This window comes from Tenacibaculum larymnensis (assembly GCF_028829235.1).
GTDB classification, from domain to species: Bacteria; Bacteroidota; Bacteroidia; order Flavobacteriales; family Flavobacteriaceae; genus Polaribacter; species Polaribacter larymnensis.
Genome location: NZ_JAIWJY010000003.1, coordinates 23,341 through 38,718, shown reverse-complemented (window position 1 = coordinate 38,718; position 15,378 = coordinate 23,341). Strand labels below are relative to the sequence as shown.

The following is a 15,378-nucleotide window of genomic DNA, read 5'->3' as shown; positions in this document are numbered from 1 at the left end:
GTTATCTTGAATAAAGTAGAAAAGGTTGTTTTGAAAAAGTGAGGTTAACTAAAGCTAAATTCACTATAAAGTTATTGTAAAGAAAATAAGCTATGAATAAAAAACATATTAAAAAAACTCATGTATTACAGCACGACCAATCTGATTGTGGAGTAGCATGTTTATTGTCGTTAATTCAATATTATGGAGGTGTAAACTCTTTAGAAAAATTAAGAGAATTAAGCGGTGCAACACGCCAAGGAACTACCTTATTAGGGCTATACGAAACTGCCAACCAAATAGGTTTTACAGCACAAGGTAACGAAGCAGACATACAAGCATTGATAGATCATGATGCCCCATTAATACTACACGTACTTCTAGAAAACAAATTACAACACTACGTGGTTTGTTATGGGTTTAAAAACAACCAGTTCATCATAGGCGACCCAGGAAAAGGAATTTCAACCCTTACTAAAGAAGAACTAGAAAAAATATGGGTTTCTAAAACCTGCTTAACCCTAAGCCCTAACGAAAAATTTATAAAAGCAGAAGAAACAAAAAAATCAAAAAAACAATGGTTTTTACAACTATTACAAGAAGACAAACAGTTACTCACCATAAGTATCGTACTAGGAGTAGGAATTGCCGTATTAGGAATGGCAATGTCAGTTTTTTCTCAAAAACTAATCGATGATATTTTACCATCACAAAACACCAAAAAATTAATATCAGGCATTGGGCTTCTAACCTTTTTGTTACTAGTAAGAGTTGGCTTTACTACCTTAAGAGAATTGTTATTAATACGACAATCAAAAGACTTTAACAACCGAATAATTGACTCTTTTTACACCTCTTTACTCCATTTACCAAAACCTTTTTTTGATACCCGTAAAATAGGAGAATTAGTAGCTAGACTAAACGATACAAACAGAGTGCAAAAAGTAATTAAATTCTTAGCCACCAATGTAGTTATTGATGCTTTAGTTGTATTAGTATCATTTGGTTTTTTATTTTTCTACTCATGGAAAGTAGGTATTATCGCCTTGGTTAGTTTGCCTATTTACTTTTTCATAATATACCGATTCAATCATAAAATTATCAAATCACAAAAAGAAGTCATGCAAAGTTATGCTTTAAATGAAAGCAACTACATCAGCTCAATGCAAGGCATAGCTACTATAAAAAACTACAATAGGCAATCATTCTTTCAAAAGATAAATCAATTAGTATTTGGTAACCTACAAAATAAAATTGTTGATTTAGGCAAAATAAATGTACGCTTAGCATTACTCTCAGGTATTGCAGGAGTCTTATTTTTAATGGCTATTCTATCATATACATCCTTTCAAGTGTATAATAAACAAATGCAATTAGGAGAGCTCATGGCAATTTTAGGTATTGCAGGTTCACTATTACCATCAATAACCAATTTGGCATTGATAAGTATTCCTATAAATGAAGCAAAAATAGCCTTTAACCGTATGTTTGAGTTTACTTCTATTGAAAAGGAAAAACAAGGAAATATAAAACTTCAAAAGTTTGAGTCTTTAGAAGTAAGCAACCTATCTTTTCGTTTTGCAGGCAGAAGTCAACTACTAAAAAAAGTAAACCTTACCATAAAAAAAGGAGAACTCTCAGCAATTGTTGGAGAAAGCGGAAGCGGTAAAAGCACCTTGGGACAGATATTACAGAAATTCTACGATTTTGAAAGTGGAACGATAATCGTTAATAAAAAAGGAACTCTTAACGACATTAAGCTAACTAGTTGGAGAAACTTAGTAGGAGTAGTACCACAAGAGATCACTATTTTTAACGGTAATGTATTAGACAATATTTTATTGGGAAAAGAAGAAAAACCAGAAAACGTTATACAATTTTGTCAAGAACACGGTTTTGAAGAATTCATTAAAGAATTTCCGCAAGGGTACGCCACTATACTAGGAGAAGAAGGAGTGAATTTATCAGGAGGACAAAAACAAATCATAGCCCTAGCACGCGTTTTATATAAAAAACCACAGCTACTAATTTTAGACGAGGCCACTGCTGCTATGGACAGAAAAACTGAAAAATTTAGTATCGAATTAGTTGCTAAATTGAAAGAGCAAATCGGCGTGCTGTTTATTTCCCACCGTTTAGAAACTCTAAAAAAATATGCCGACACTATATATGTATTAGAAAAAGGGGAAACCACCATAAAAGGAAATCATGAGCAATTATTAGAAACCTCAAATTTTTATAGTGATTACTGGAAAGAGTTAGCTCTTAATTAATAAGAATAGCCCTCAAATTCGTATAAAACTCAAACCCGATAGCAGTATTTCTATCGGGTTTCTTATTTTTGTGGCGATGTCAAGAACCGTCCGTATTTTTTCTATAGACACCCCTGAGCTCTTCAAACAAAAACTGTTTGTTTGGGCTAAACAATTTGAAACAGCTATTTGGCTAGATTCTAACAATTACGAGCAGCAATATAGCTCTTTTGATTGCGCTTTAGCTGTAGAAGAATTTACTTCTATTAAAACAGATTATCATAATGCTTTTGATAAACTTAAAGAATACCAATCTTTCACAAAAGATTACATATTTGGCTACATTAGTTATGATGTTAAAAATGACACTGAAAGACTAATTTCTAATAATTTTGACGGGCTTCATTTTCCTGATTTATATTTTTTTCAACCTCAAAAATTAATTTTCATCAAAGGAAATACAGTTGAATTTCACTATTTACAAATGATTGATGATGAGTTAGAAGAAGATTTTGAAGACATTATTGAAACCAATCCTATTATTCAAAATCATGAACAAGAGGAAACAGATGAAGTAAAAATAAAACTCCGTATTCATAAAGATGAATACCATCAAAAAGTAGAAAAAGTACTGGAGCATATCCACAGAGGAGATATTTATGAAGCTAACTTTTGTCAAGAATTCTATGCAGAAGACACAATTATAAATCCATATAAAGTATATACACAGTTAAACAAAATATCAGAACCTCCATTTGCTACTTTTTTTAGAAATGACAATCATTACTTGCTTTCTGCTACTCCAGAACGATATATCAGAAAAGAAGCTTCTAAAATTATTTCTCAACCTATAAAAGGAACTGCAAAACGACTTATCAATCCTATTGAAGACGAGAAAATTGCTTTTGATTTAGCTCGTGACGAAAAAGAACGATCAGAAAATATTATGATTGTAGATTTAGTCCGTAACGACTTATCAAGAACAGCCAAAAAAGGAAGTGTTCAGGTAGAAGAACTATGCAAAGTATACTCTTTTAAGCAAGTACACCAAATGATTTCTACTGTAGTTTCAGAAATTGAAAACACTACACACCCAGTTGATGTAATCAAAGACACCTTCCCCATGGGAAGCATGACCGGAGCTCCCAAAATTTCAGCCATGAAAATCATTGAAGAATTAGAAGAAACCAAACGCGGTTTATACTCTGGAACCGTTGGCTATTTTACTCCAAATGGCGACTTCGATTTTAACGTAGTTATCCGAAGTATTTTATACAATGTAGAAAATAAATACGTTTCATACTCAGTTGGTGGTGCTATTACAGCTAAATCTACTCCAGAAAAAGAGTATGAAGAATGCTTACTCAAAGCCAAGGCTATGAAATATGTTTTAACGAATACTAACAAAAGTTAACTATATTTATAACAAATACTCAGAATAAATATTTCTAATCAAAAAACTATTACAAAAATAAAGAGATGAAAAACACATTTAAAATTATACTTTTCGTTGCTGTTATTGCATCAATGACATCTTGTAAAGCAAACAAGTATTCATTTTTAAACGATTATCCTACTAAAAATGTTCCTTTAGTTGATAGCACAAACTTTAGCAATCATGTAGAAGGTAAATTATTAACCAAATCGCAACAAGAACTTTTAAAACTTCCTTCAATTTTTGAAGAGCAATTAAATGGAAAAAATGCTAAGATTGGTGTTTCTTACCTTCCTAAAATATCAGAAAACTTTCAATCTGTAGTATATTATTTCTATCCAAATAATACTGAGTTAATCTCTATGTTAGTAACTTACGATAAGCAATTCAATATAATCAACAGTCAAGTATTGGCTTATGATGAAATAGCGGATGGAATGTTAAAAACCACTTCTACTCTTAATAAAAATAGCATTGAATTAGTAGAATATATTTCTGACTCTCCTTCTACTATTATTTTTAATATTTTAGAAGATGGAAACATTACTAGAGACTAGATGACACACCATACATTTACATTCAATTTTCAAAAAACTGAGTTTTTTGGTCAATACTGGAAACCTGAAAGCCTAAAAGCTGTGGTAGTGATTATCCATGGAATGGGAGAGCACTCTGGTAGATATGAACATGTAGCGAAAAAGCTAACAGATAATAATTTTGGAGTAATTGCTTTTGATCACTTCGGCCACGGTAAGACAACAGGAAAAAGAGGACACAATCCAGGTTACGATTATGTATTAAAAAGCGTTACTAAATTAATTGATAAAGCTAAAGAAGTTTTTGGCGACAAACCTACCTTTTTATATGGACACTCTATGGGTGGTAATACTGTAATTAATTATACTCTTAGAAAAGAACATCATCTAAAAGGAATTATAGCTACAAGTCCTTTTTTACGATTAGCATTTGAACCACCTGCATGGAAATTATCATTAGGAAAGCTTATGCAAAAAATCGCACCTTCAATTACTTTAGGTAATGAATTAGATGCAAGTGATATATCTCGTGATCCTGTTGAAGTTGAAAAATATAGCAATGACCCTTTAGTACATGATAAAGTTAGCCCTAATTTCTCTTTATCTTTTATTGATGCTGGTGAATGGGCTATAAAAAATGCTTCCTCTCTAAAAACACCAATGTTACTTTTACACGGTACAGGAGATAAAATTATTGATTATAAAGGCACGGAAGCTTTTGCTAATAATGCACCTAAAGCCAGTATAAAATTATATGAAGGCGGATATCATGAGTTACAAAATGACTTATGTAAAGAAGAAATGTTACAAGATGTTATAAACTGGTTAAACACTCAATTACAATAATTATTCATCTAAATGCTCCAAAAATTAGCAAAACATATTGACGAACAATTTCCCTTTTTAAAAGAGAAAAAATTACTCGTAGCTATTTCTGGAGGAGTTGATAGTGTTGTACTAACACACCTTTTACATCAACTGCGTTTTAATATTTCATTAGCGCATTGTAATTTCCAATTAAGAGAAAAAGAAAGTGACTTAGACGAAGTATTTGTTAAAGAGTTAGGAGAAAGCTTAAATATCCAAACATTTACAACACACTTTAACACGAATGAATATGCTATTAAGAATAAATTATCAACACAACTAGCAGCAAGAGATTTACGTTACAGCTGGTTTGACACCCTAAGTAAAGAAAACAATTTTGATTATATATTAACAGCCCATCATGCTGACGATAATTTGGAGACTTTTCTAATTAACCTTTCTCGTGGCACGGGATTAGAAGGTTTGACTGGAATACCTTCAATTAATGGAAATATCGTCCGACCTTTACTTCCTTTTTCTCGTGAAGAGATTCTAACATTTGCCGAAAACAACAATATTAAGTGGCGTGAAGATAAAAGCAATGCTGAGATAAAATATTTGAGGAATAAGATTCGTCACCAAATAACACCAATACTAAAAGAGCTGAATCCCAATATCTTAAATAATTTTAATAAAACGATTGGTCATTTAAAAGAATCTCAACAAATTGTTAATGATAAAATAGAAGAAATCACCCATCAAATCGTCTCAAAAGAAGGAGATTTATTAAAAATAAGCATTATAAAACTGTTAAAGTTATCGAACCCGAAAGCATACCTTTACCAGCTGTTAAAGCCTTATAAATTCACGGAATGGGACGATGTTTACAACTTGATTTATGCACAATCAGGTAAACGTATTTTAACAAAATTTTATACTTTGTTGAAAGACAGAGATTTTTTATTACTTTTACGCACTAATGAAAAGACCTCTTTTGAAGAGGAACATTTCATTATAAGGGAGGAAAACAAAGAAATTACAGCACCTATCAAGCTGCTACTAAAAAGGGTTCAAGAAAAAACTAATACTGATAATAAAAGTATTTACGTTGATGACGAACTACTTAGTTTCCCCCTAAAACTTAGACGGTGGAAGTCCGGTGACTTTTTTTATCCTAAAGGAATGTTAGGACGTAAAAAAGTTAGTAAGTATTTTAAAGACGAAAAGATATCAATTGTAAACAAAAATAAAGTTTGGTTACTCTGTTCCAGTAAAAATGAGATTATTTGGATAGTAGGAAAACGGCAAGACAGACGCTTTTTACCGACAGAAAAAACAACCAAACTATTAAAAATTAGTATTTAATTAACCCCATCAAACTACAATAGAATGAAAAAATTCTTTACTCTATTTTTATTATTCATAGGTTTAGCGGTTTATTCTCAATCTGATGATAACCCCGTAGTTGTTACTCCTAAAGTAGAGAAGATCTCTGATACTGAGTACGACTTAATTTTTGACGTGTTAATTGCTGAAGACTGGCATTTATACTCTCAGTATAACCCAGAAGATGCGTCACTACCTATGACAATTACACCAGCAGAAGGACAATCTGGATATACCTTAAATGGTAAAGCCAAGGAAAGTGAAACAGAAACTCAGTTTAGTGAAATCTGGGGAAAAGATGAAATCTTTTTTGTTGAAGAAGGTAAAATAGTACAACGAATTACTGTTTCTGATTCTACATTAACAAAAGTTACATTAAACTTAGACGCACAAGTATGTAAAGAATACTGTTTACCTTTTGATGAAGATTTCACATTTTCATTATCAGGTGAAAAAGTAGAACAAACTGTTGCTGAAGTTGATGATAAAAGTAAAGAGTTATCTCAAACTTTAAACTTAGACTTAAAAAACACAGTTTTATTAAAAAGTTCAACTGAGTCAAGTTCTGGTGAAGAAGAAAATGACACCTTATTAAACATTTTCTTGTTAGGTTTTGTTGGTGGATTATTAGCTTTTTTAACTCCATGTGTATTCCCAATGGTGCCTTTAACTGTATCTTTTTTCACAAAACGTACAGAGAAAAAAGGAAAAGGTGTTGGTAGTGCTGTTTTATATGGTTTCTTTATCGTATTAATTTATGGGTTAATAAGTTTACCTTTCCACTTCTTAGATACATTAGACCCTGAAATATTAAATAGTATTTCAACTAACATTTGGTTAAACTTATTCTTCTTTGTTATTCTAATATTCTTTGCAGGTTCTTTCTTCGGTTTTTACGAATTAACATTACCTAGCTCTTGGAGTAATAAAGCAGATAGCGCTTCTAATATTGGAGGAGTAATCGGAATTTTCTTCATGGCATTAACTTTAGCTATCGTATCATTCTCTTGTACAGGACCAATTTTAGGATCATTATTAGCAGGATCATTAAGCGGTGGTGCTATGCAATTATCAGTAGGTATGGTAGGTTTTGGATTAGCTTTAGCATTACCTTTTGCTTTATTTGCAATGTTCCCTAACTGGTTAAACACATTACCAAAATCTGGTGGATGGTTAAACACTGTTAAAGTTGTTTTAGGATTTATTGAATTAGCTTTTGCTTTCAAATTCTTATCAAATGCTGACTTAGTAGGTCACTGGGGATTATTAAAAAGAGAAATCTTTATCGGTATATGGGCTTTAATTGCATTTTTATTAGCACTTTATCTATTTGGATTTATCGGTAAAAAATATGGAAAAATGACTCTTTTTAGAGTTTTAATAGGAATTGGTGCATTAGGATTAGCTGTGTATTTAGCCCCAGGAGTTATGGAGAAACCAGCTTGGAACCAAAATGAATTATTAAGTGGATTTGCTCCACCTAAATTCCATAGTATCTATCAAAAAGACAATCACTGTCCTCTTAACTTAAACTGTTTTAAAGATTTTGATGAAGGTATTGCTTACGCTAAATCAGTTAATAAGCCAGTGCTATTAGACTTTACAGGATGGGCATGTGTTAACTGTCGTAAAATGGAAGAGAATATTTGGAGTCAACCAAACATCTACTCTTTAATTAATGACGATTATGTATTAATTTCATTATATGTAGATGACCACCAAAGAATGTTACCAGAAGAAGAGCAATTCGACTTTATCAAATCAAATGGAAAAGTAAAAAGAATTAGAACTTATGGTGATAAGTGGGCAACTTTACAAGCTGCTAACTTTAAAACAGCTTCTCAACCATTCTATGTATTAATGAGTCCAGAATTAGAGGTATTAAACTCACCTCAACAATATACAGATCATACGACTTACTACAATTGGTTAAAAACTGGTTTAGACAGATTTAACTCTAACTAATTTTAGTATTAGAACTATATATTTAAAAGCCTCTTTTTTAAAAAAGAGGCTTTTTTTATATCTTTCAATAAAAAATATATGACACCAGAAACTATTATCAGCATATTTTTAGGAATTGGCTTAGCTGCTTCAGTTGGGTTTAGAGTCTTTTTACCTCTGTTTGCATTAAGTTTAGCTGGATATTATAATATAATTCCATTAAACGAAAACTGGATTTGGACAGCAAGTACTCCTGCTATTATAACCTTAGGGGTAGCTACCATATTAGAAATATTTGCTTATTATATTCCTTGGTTTGATAATTTACTTGATACCATAGCAGTTCCACTTGCTGCAATAGCAGGTACAGCAGTTATGGTTTCAACCGTAGCAGATTTATCGCCCGTTATTACTTGGGCTTTAGCAATTATTGCTGGTGGAGGAACAGCATCAGCTATAAAAGGTACTGCCGCTTCTACTCGGCTTACTTCTACAGCAACAACTGGTGGAGTAGCCAATCCAGTTATTTCAACTGTAGAAACAGGCACCTCAGTAGTTATGTCTGCCTTTTCTATTTTTTTACCTGTAGTTGCTATTATTTTAGTCGTTTTAATATTTATTGGTATTCGTAAAATGTACAAGTACATTTTTCCTAAATCAAAAAAGGCATAATTCTTGGTACTATTTTTTTTATAAATCTAACTTTATGAAAAATAGCATTACTACCCTTTTTTTAATAGCTGTGATATTTTCTAGTACAGCCCAAGAAGTTGATAAAAAAGAAAAAGCACCTAAAAGTATTTATACCTTTTCTAAAATAGAGACTACTTTTTTTGATTCATCAACAATAAATAAAAATCTAGATTTAACAGGATTTTCATTCTTTATTGTGAGTCAAGAAGATATTGATAACAATTCTTTTTCTCTTCCATTCAATAAGCTAAGTAAAAAACCAACATCATTAATTTATGATGATTATACCGATTATCAAAACAACAATCTTTTAAAAGGCTTCTTAAAAAAGAATGATCCAACTCGTTGGAATCCACAACAAATGCGATTACAGTAAATTTTATTTTTTTCTCTATCTTTAACGAAAAGAGAAAAATATGCTAGTAAAAGTCTATGGAAGTGCCGTTTTTGGTATTGAAGCAACCACAATCACCGTTGAAGTTAATATTGATAAAGGTATAGGATATCATTTAGTTGGATTACCCGATAAAGCTGTAAGTGAAAGTTCTTATCGAATTTCTGCCGCCTTAGCCAATAACAGTTACAAACTCCCTGGAAAGAAAATCATTATTAACATGGCACCTGCTGATATTCGTAAAGAAGGTGCTGCATATGATTTAACCTTAGCTGTAGGAATTTTAGCTGCCTCAAATCAAATAAAATCAGAATACATTGACGAATACATCATTATGGGAGAACTTTCTCTTGATGGAAGTTTACAACCCATAAAAGGAGCCTTACCTATTGCTATTAAAGCACGTGAAGAAGGTTTTAAACATTTCATCCTTCCTAAGGAAAATGCTAAAGAAGCTGCAATTGTTAACGACTTAAATGTTCTAGGAGTAGACAATATTATGGAAGTTATCAATCATTTTGATGGTAATCAACTAATTGAACCTACAACCGTTGATACTCGTGCTGAATTTTACAAACATATCGATTTTCCAGAGTTTGATTTCGCTGATGTAAAAGGACAAGAATCCATAAAACGTTGTATGGAAATTGCTGCAGCTGGTGGACATAATATTATTCTTATAGGACCTCCAGGAGCGGGTAAAACAATGTTAGCAAAACGTTTGCCTTCCATTCTACCTCCTATGACTTTGCACGAAGCTTTAGAAACCACCAAAATACATTCTGTAGTAGGAAAAGTAAAGAATACTGGTTTAATGTATCAACGTCCCTTTCGTTCTCCTCACCACACAATATCTGATGTTGCACTTGTAGGAGGTGGACAATATCCTCAACCTGGAGAAATCTCTTTAGCGCATAACGGAGTCCTTTTTTTAGATGAACTTCCCGAATTTAAACGTACAGTTTTAGAAGTGATGCGCCAACCACTAGAAGACAGAGAAGTTACGATATCCCGTGCTCGTTTTACAGTAAACTACCCCAGTAGTTTTATGTTAGTAGCAAGTATGAACCCAAGTCCTTCTGGATATTTCAATAATCCCGACTCACCTGTTACCTCCTCACCTGCAGAAATGCAACGTTATTTAAGTAAAATCTCTGGACCTTTATTAGATAGAATTGATATTCACATTGAAGTAACTCCAGTACCGTTTGATAAGCTATCAGATGAACGAAAAGGAGAAAGTAGCGTAGACATTAGAAAACGAGTTACTCTTGCTCGTGAAATACAAACAACTAGATTTAAAGACTTCGAAAACATTCATTATAATGCCCAAATGAATGTAAAGCAAATTCGTGAATTTTGTAAGCTATCAGAAGAAAGTAAAAACTTATTAAAAATAGCCATGGAAAAGTTAAACCTATCAGCTAGAGCTTATGATAGAATTTTAAAGGTATCTCGCACCATTGCTGATTTAGCTTCTTCCGAAAACATACAATCCGAACATATTACTGAAGCTATTCAATATAGAAGCTTGGATCGTGAAGGTTGGTTAGGATAATTATAAAGCTAGAATTCAAGCAAGTATACAACTTTTAAACAGTTAGGGAAATGTTAAAAAATTGCGCTTTCATTTAAAATCACTAATTTAGACGATTATTATAACGCTGGATAGCAAAATTAAACACACCCTAATGAAAAAACTAGTTTACTTATTGGCATTTTCTATTGCCTTAATTTCATGTAAAAAGGAACAAAAAGATTATGTTACTTTTTCTGGAAAAATTACTAACAAAAACTCTGAAACTGTTACTATTTCTAACCCTCAATTTAAATTCAACAAAGTAATTAAAGTTGGTGAGGACGGAACTTTTAAAGATACCATGAATATAAAAGATGGTTTCTACAGACTTTTTGATGGTAAAGAATATGCTACTTTATACTTAAAAAATGGAGCAGACATTAACATGACCCTTGACGCTCAAGAATTTGATGAAACTATAACTTATACGGGTGTTGGTTCTGAAGAAAGTGCTTTCTTAGCTCAATCTTCTTTAAATCAAGAAAAATTATTTGGAGATAAAGAGTTAATGGATTTACCAGAGTTAGACTTTAGATCTAAAGTTTCAAATTTTGTTGATGATTTTAACAAGAGATTTGAAGGAGCTACATTAGATTCTACTTTCGTGGCAAATCAAAAACAAAGTATTGCTGGTTTAGAAAAGTACTTAACTAAAATGTACAACGATAAGCAATATATTGCTAAAAACTTAGCTAAAGGTGCTGATTCTCCTAAGTTTGTTGATTATGAAAATAATGCTGGAGGTACTACTTCTTTAGATGATTTAAAAGGTAAGTATGTTTATATCGACTTATGGGCTACTTGGTGTCAACCATGTAAAAACGAAATTCCTTTCTTAAAGAAAGTTGAAGAAAAATACCACAATAAAAATATTGAGTTTGTAAGTATTTCTGTTGACAGACAAAAAGACTATGAGACTTGGAAAAAAATGATTGTTGATAAAGAATTATCAGGAGTTCAATTATATGCAAAAGAAGATAAAGCTTTTATGGATGCATATAAAGTATCAGGAATTCCAAGATTTATTTTATTAGATCCAGAAGGAAAGATTATAGATTCTAATGCTCCAAGACCTTCTAATCCTAAATTAGTTGAATTATTCGAGTCATTGAATATTTAGTCTTAAAAGACGTTTATAATAAAAAAGCCCACTAATTAGTGGGCTTTTTTATTGCTCAAATTATTCTTCTTTAGATTCATTAAAAATAATTATATTTGCCGAATGAATTTTTTTGTAGAAGAATTATCATTTAAAATTTCTTATGGTGGCAGAAACTGTTACCAACTAGATTTAGGCTATAAAGTAATAGACTTTACTTTCTGCCAACTATTAACCTTCAGAAAAAAAGTACTAGAATACGCTTCTTATGAATCTTTAGAAACGATTATCGACGGTGATAACTTCGTGCTCCTTTTTGCAGCAGACAACAAACACCTATTATTCTTAGATGTACCTCAACTCATAGAGTTACGAGAACTTCTTTTATCAGTATTTAAGCAGAAAAGTCTTTACTAAGACTAGCTTTAAATTAGCCCCTCTATTCTTTTTAGAGCCTTATAATCTGTATCTTTATAGTATTAAAACTAAACAAAATATTATGGAAACAGCAATAAGAAGAGACATGATTTTAGATGTGGAAGTAGTTGATTTGCTAAACCACCAAATAACGATGGAGCAACAAGCTTCTTCTAAATATTTAGCCATGGCATCATGGTGCGACCAAAGAGAACTTAGAAATAGCGCAGCATACTTTTATAAGCAAGCTGAAGAAGAAAGGGAGCACATGATGAAGATTTTCAAATTCGTTAACGATAATGGCGGTAGTGCAATGTCACCTATAGCTACAGAAGTTGCTCACGAATTTGAAAGCTTACGAGCTATTTTTGAAGCTTCTTTAGATGCCGAAATAGAAGTAACTAAATCTATTCACCACGTATTTAAAACTGCAAGAAAAGTAAGTGATTTTACTTCTGAAATCTTTTTACAATGGTTTGTAACAGAACAAGCCGAAGAAGAAGAAAAAGTAAGAGACATTTTAGACTTAATCGATTTAATGGAAGGTATGCCATTAAAAATGATTGATGAGCGTATTCCTACTGAATAAAACTTTTATAAACAGTATAAAAAAATCCCGCAACTAAGTTGCGGGATTTTTTATGTTTTGATTCTAAGAATCTAGTATCTATAGTGTTCTGGTTTGTATGGACCTTCAACAGTTACACCAATATATTTCGCTTGGTCTTCACGTAACTCAGTTAACTCAACACCAATCTTAGCTAAGTGTAATTTTGCTACTTTTTCATCTAAGTGTTTCGGTAACATATACACCTCGTTTTTATATGCATCAGAATTTTTCCATAACTCGATTTGCGCTAACGTTTGGTTTGTAAATGAGTTAGACATTACAAAACTTGGGTGACCAGTAGCACAACCTAAGTTCACTAAACGTCCTTCAGCTAATACAATAATATCATTTCCTTTAACAGTATACTTATCAACCTGAGGTTTAATTTCAACCTTAGTATCACCGTATGTTTCGTTTAACCAACCCATTTGGATTTCGTTATCAAAGTGACCAATATTACAAACGATAGTCTTATCTTTCATTGCTTCGAAGTGCTCAGAACGAACGATATCTTTGTTACCTGTAGTAGTAATTACGATATCCGCCTTTCCAACAACAGTTTCTAATTTCTTCACTTCAAAACCGTCCATTGCCGCTTGTAACGCACAAATAGGGTCAATTTCTGTAACAGTAACGATAGAACCAGCTCCACGGAAAGATGCCGCAGTACCTTTACCAACATCACCATAACCACAAACCACTACTCTTTTACCAGCTAACATTACATCAGTAGCACGACGAATCGCATCAACTGCAGATTCTTTACATCCGTACTTATTGTCAAACTTCGATTTAGTAACCGAGTCATTTACGTTAATCGCAGGCATTGGTAACGTTCCGTTTTTCATACGCTCGTATAAACGGTGAACACCAGTAGTTGTTTCTTCAGATAAACCTTTAATTCCAGAAGCTAATTCAGGATATTTATCTAAAACCATATTCGTTAAATCTCCACCATCATCTAAAATCATGTTTAATGGCTTCTTATCTTCACCAAAGAATAATGTTTGTTCAATACACCAATCAAACTCTTCCTCGTTCATACCTTTCCAAGCATATACTGGAGTTCCAGCAGCAGCAATAGCAGCAGCAGCTTGATCTTGCGTAGAGAAGATATTACAAGAACTCCAAGTAACCTCAGCACCTAAAGCTTGTAACGTTTCAATTAAAACCGCAGTTTGAATCGTCATGTGTAAACATCCTGCAATTCTTGCACCCTTTAAAGGTTGCTCATCTTTATACTCTTCTCGTAAACTCATTAACCCTGGCATTTCAGCTTCTGCCAATTCAATCTCTTTTCTTCCCCAATCAGCTAAAGAAATATCTTTAACTTTGTAAGGAACATATGTTGCGGTTTTTGTGCTCATATTTTTGTATATTTATGTATCTTAAATTTGAGTCGCAAAATTACGAAATAACTTTCTAAAATATGCCTCTTTACAAAACATTAACGGTAAACAACCATGCTAAAGCATTGATTTGGAAGATTGAAGAATCTTTTGAACAACTTTCTAACGGCGTTTCTTTAACAAAAGGAAATCAACAAAGAGTAAACGGCATGAAGTCCGATTTACACCAAAGAGGCTTTATGAGCGTACGTCACTTACTAAAAGAAGTTGGGTATACCGATGATGATTTACTGTACGATGGCTACGGAAAACCACACTTAAAAGACGGCAAATTCATTTCAATCACCCATTCATTTACCTTTTCGGCAATTATTATTTCCGATACACAACCTGTGGGGATAGATATTGAAATGCAGCGCGATAAAATTGTAAAAATTGCACACAAATTTACTCCTATAGAAGAATACAAATCTATTGCCAACCACGATGCGCTAGTTAGCAAACTTACCATTGTTTGGGGCGCCAAAGAAAGTTTGTATAAAATCTACGGAAAGAAAAAATTGCTCTTCTTAGAAAACATTTATATTGAAGATTTCTCTTTTGACACCAATCAAACCACTGGAAAAATTTTATACGAAGGACAAACCTCAGAATACGACATCCACTTTTTAGAAATGGAAGGATTCACCTGCGTATGCGCTTGTTAAAAAACGTATCACACTCTCCTACTCCATAACCTCTACAACCCAAAAACTTTGCTACTATGAAACTTTGAAGCTCTGCATCTTTGAAACTCTGCATCTCTAAAAACTTTGAAACTAAAAAACTCTGTAACTCCACGACTCTGCATCTTTGAAACTCTACCACTCCAAAACTTTGAACTTTGCCACTACAAAAC

At 32.4% G+C, this 15,378-nt stretch carries 14 protein-coding genes; 13 read left to right on the top strand and 1 reads right to left on the bottom strand.

The genetic code is table 11. The features are described 5' to 3' along the window. Positions 1 to 92 precede the first annotated feature (92 nt). The 12 genes from LCI24_RS05110 (at position 93) to LCI24_RS05055 (ending at position 13,110) form a co-directional block, all read left to right on the top strand. Positions 93 to 2,252 (top strand): peptidase domain-containing ABC transporter, encoded by a 2,160-nt coding sequence (locus LCI24_RS05110; protein ID WP_274639454.1) that lies wholly within the window; start codon positions 93 to 95, stop codon positions 2,250 to 2,252. A gap of 76 nt (positions 2,253 to 2,328) precedes the next feature. Then, positions 2,329 to 3,645: an aminodeoxychorismate synthase component I gene (gene pabB / locus LCI24_RS05105; protein ID WP_274639453.1), complete on the top strand. Its 1,317-nt coding sequence runs from the start codon at positions 2,329 to 2,331 to the stop codon at positions 3,643 to 3,645. 65 nt (positions 3,646 to 3,710) lie between these two features. Beyond that, positions 3,711 to 4,223, top strand: a complete 513-nt coding sequence (locus tag LCI24_RS05100; protein ID WP_274639452.1) for a hypothetical protein — start codon at positions 3,711 to 3,713, stop codon at positions 4,221 to 4,223. Next, positions 4,224 to 5,048, top strand: a complete 825-nt coding sequence (locus tag LCI24_RS05095; protein ID WP_274639451.1) for an alpha/beta hydrolase — start codon at positions 4,224 to 4,226, stop codon at positions 5,046 to 5,048. Positions 5,049 to 5,060: 12 nt separating this feature from the next. Continuing rightward, positions 5,061 to 6,374 carry a tRNA lysidine(34) synthetase TilS gene (gene tilS, locus LCI24_RS05090; RefSeq protein ID WP_274639450.1) on the top strand — a complete coding sequence of 438 codons (1,314 nt, stop codon included), beginning with the start codon at positions 5,061 to 5,063 and terminating at the stop codon, positions 6,372 to 6,374. Between the two features lie 24 nt (positions 6,375 to 6,398). Beyond that, a complete protein-coding gene (locus tag LCI24_RS05085; RefSeq protein ID WP_274639449.1) occupies positions 6,399 to 8,360 on the top strand; it encodes a protein-disulfide reductase DsbD family protein in 1,962 nt (653 codons plus the stop codon). Between the two features lie 78 nt (positions 8,361 to 8,438). Beyond that, a complete protein-coding gene (locus LCI24_RS05080; protein ID WP_274639448.1) occupies positions 8,439 to 9,011 on the top strand; it encodes a DUF4126 domain-containing protein in 573 nt (190 codons plus the stop codon). 34 nt (positions 9,012 to 9,045) lie between these two features. Further along, positions 9,046 to 9,408 carry a hypothetical protein gene (locus LCI24_RS05075; RefSeq protein ID WP_274639447.1) on the top strand — a complete coding sequence of 121 codons (363 nt, stop codon included), beginning with the start codon at positions 9,046 to 9,048 and terminating at the stop codon, positions 9,406 to 9,408. A gap of 40 nt (positions 9,409 to 9,448) precedes the next feature. Further along, positions 9,449 to 10,984, top strand: coding sequence for a YifB family Mg chelatase-like AAA ATPase (locus tag LCI24_RS05070; RefSeq protein ID WP_274639446.1), 1,536 nt, complete (start codon positions 9,449 to 9,451; stop codon positions 10,982 to 10,984). 133 nt (positions 10,985 to 11,117) lie between these two features. Next, entirely contained in the window at positions 11,118 to 12,125 is a 1,008-nt protein-coding gene (locus tag LCI24_RS05065; RefSeq protein WP_274639445.1) for a TlpA family protein disulfide reductase, read from the top strand. A 102-nt stretch (positions 12,126 to 12,227) separates the two neighbouring features. Next, a complete protein-coding gene (locus LCI24_RS05060) occupies positions 12,228 to 12,521 on the top strand; it encodes a hypothetical protein (protein ID WP_120185672.1) in 294 nt (97 codons plus the stop codon). Between the two features lie 82 nt (positions 12,522 to 12,603). After that, a complete protein-coding gene (locus LCI24_RS05055) occupies positions 12,604 to 13,110 on the top strand; it encodes a ferritin (protein ID WP_274639444.1) in 507 nt (168 codons plus the stop codon). Positions 13,111 to 13,181: 71 nt separating this feature from the next. Here LCI24_RS05055 and ahcY read toward each other — a convergent pair whose 3' ends face one another. After that, complete coding sequence (ahcY, locus tag LCI24_RS05050; RefSeq protein ID WP_274639443.1) at positions 13,182 to 14,498, bottom strand: adenosylhomocysteinase; 1,317 nt, start codon at positions 14,496 to 14,498, stop codon at positions 13,182 to 13,184. A gap of 62 nt (positions 14,499 to 14,560) precedes the next feature. On the opposite strand from ahcY, the gene LCI24_RS05045 reads away from it, so the two are divergent. Continuing rightward, on the top strand, positions 14,561 to 15,187 hold the full coding sequence (locus LCI24_RS05045) for a 4'-phosphopantetheinyl transferase family protein (RefSeq protein ID WP_167712452.1): 627 nt from the start codon (positions 14,561 to 14,563) through the stop codon (positions 15,185 to 15,187). The last annotated feature ends 191 nt before the right edge of the window (positions 15,188 to 15,378 follow it).

Excerpts from the sequence above, each read along its gene's own strand:
- LCI24_RS05110 (WP_274639454.1), top strand. The coding sequence starts at position 93 with ATGAATAAAAAACATATTAAAAAAACTCATGTATTACAGCACGACCAA.
- pabB (WP_274639453.1), top strand. The coding sequence starts at position 2,329 with ATGTCAAGAACCGTCCGTATTTTTTCTATAGACACCCCTGAGCTCTTC.
- LCI24_RS05100 (WP_274639452.1), top strand. The coding sequence starts at position 3,711 with ATGAAAAACACATTTAAAATTATACTTTTCGTTGCTGTTATTGCATCA.
- LCI24_RS05095 (WP_274639451.1), top strand. The coding sequence starts at position 4,224 with ATGACACACCATACATTTACATTCAATTTTCAAAAAACTGAGTTTTTT.
- tilS (WP_274639450.1), top strand. The coding sequence starts at position 5,061 with ATGCTCCAAAAATTAGCAAAACATATTGACGAACAATTTCCCTTTTTA.
- LCI24_RS05085 (WP_274639449.1), top strand. The coding sequence starts at position 6,399 with ATGAAAAAATTCTTTACTCTATTTTTATTATTCATAGGTTTAGCGGTT.
- LCI24_RS05080 (WP_274639448.1), top strand. The coding sequence starts at position 8,439 with ATGACACCAGAAACTATTATCAGCATATTTTTAGGAATTGGCTTAGCT.
- LCI24_RS05075 (WP_274639447.1), top strand. The coding sequence starts at position 9,046 with ATGAAAAATAGCATTACTACCCTTTTTTTAATAGCTGTGATATTTTCT.
- LCI24_RS05070 (WP_274639446.1), top strand. The coding sequence starts at position 9,449 with ATGCTAGTAAAAGTCTATGGAAGTGCCGTTTTTGGTATTGAAGCAACC.
- LCI24_RS05065 (WP_274639445.1), top strand. The coding sequence starts at position 11,118 with ATGAAAAAACTAGTTTACTTATTGGCATTTTCTATTGCCTTAATTTCA.
- LCI24_RS05060 (WP_120185672.1), top strand. The coding sequence starts at position 12,228 with ATGAATTTTTTTGTAGAAGAATTATCATTTAAAATTTCTTATGGTGGC.
- LCI24_RS05055 (WP_274639444.1), top strand. The coding sequence starts at position 12,604 with ATGGAAACAGCAATAAGAAGAGACATGATTTTAGATGTGGAAGTAGTT.
- ahcY (WP_274639443.1), bottom strand. The coding sequence starts at position 14,498 with ATGAGCACAAAAACCGCAACATATGTTCCTTACAAAGTTAAAGATATT.
- LCI24_RS05045 (WP_167712452.1), top strand. The coding sequence starts at position 14,561 with ATGCCTCTTTACAAAACATTAACGGTAAACAACCATGCTAAAGCATTG.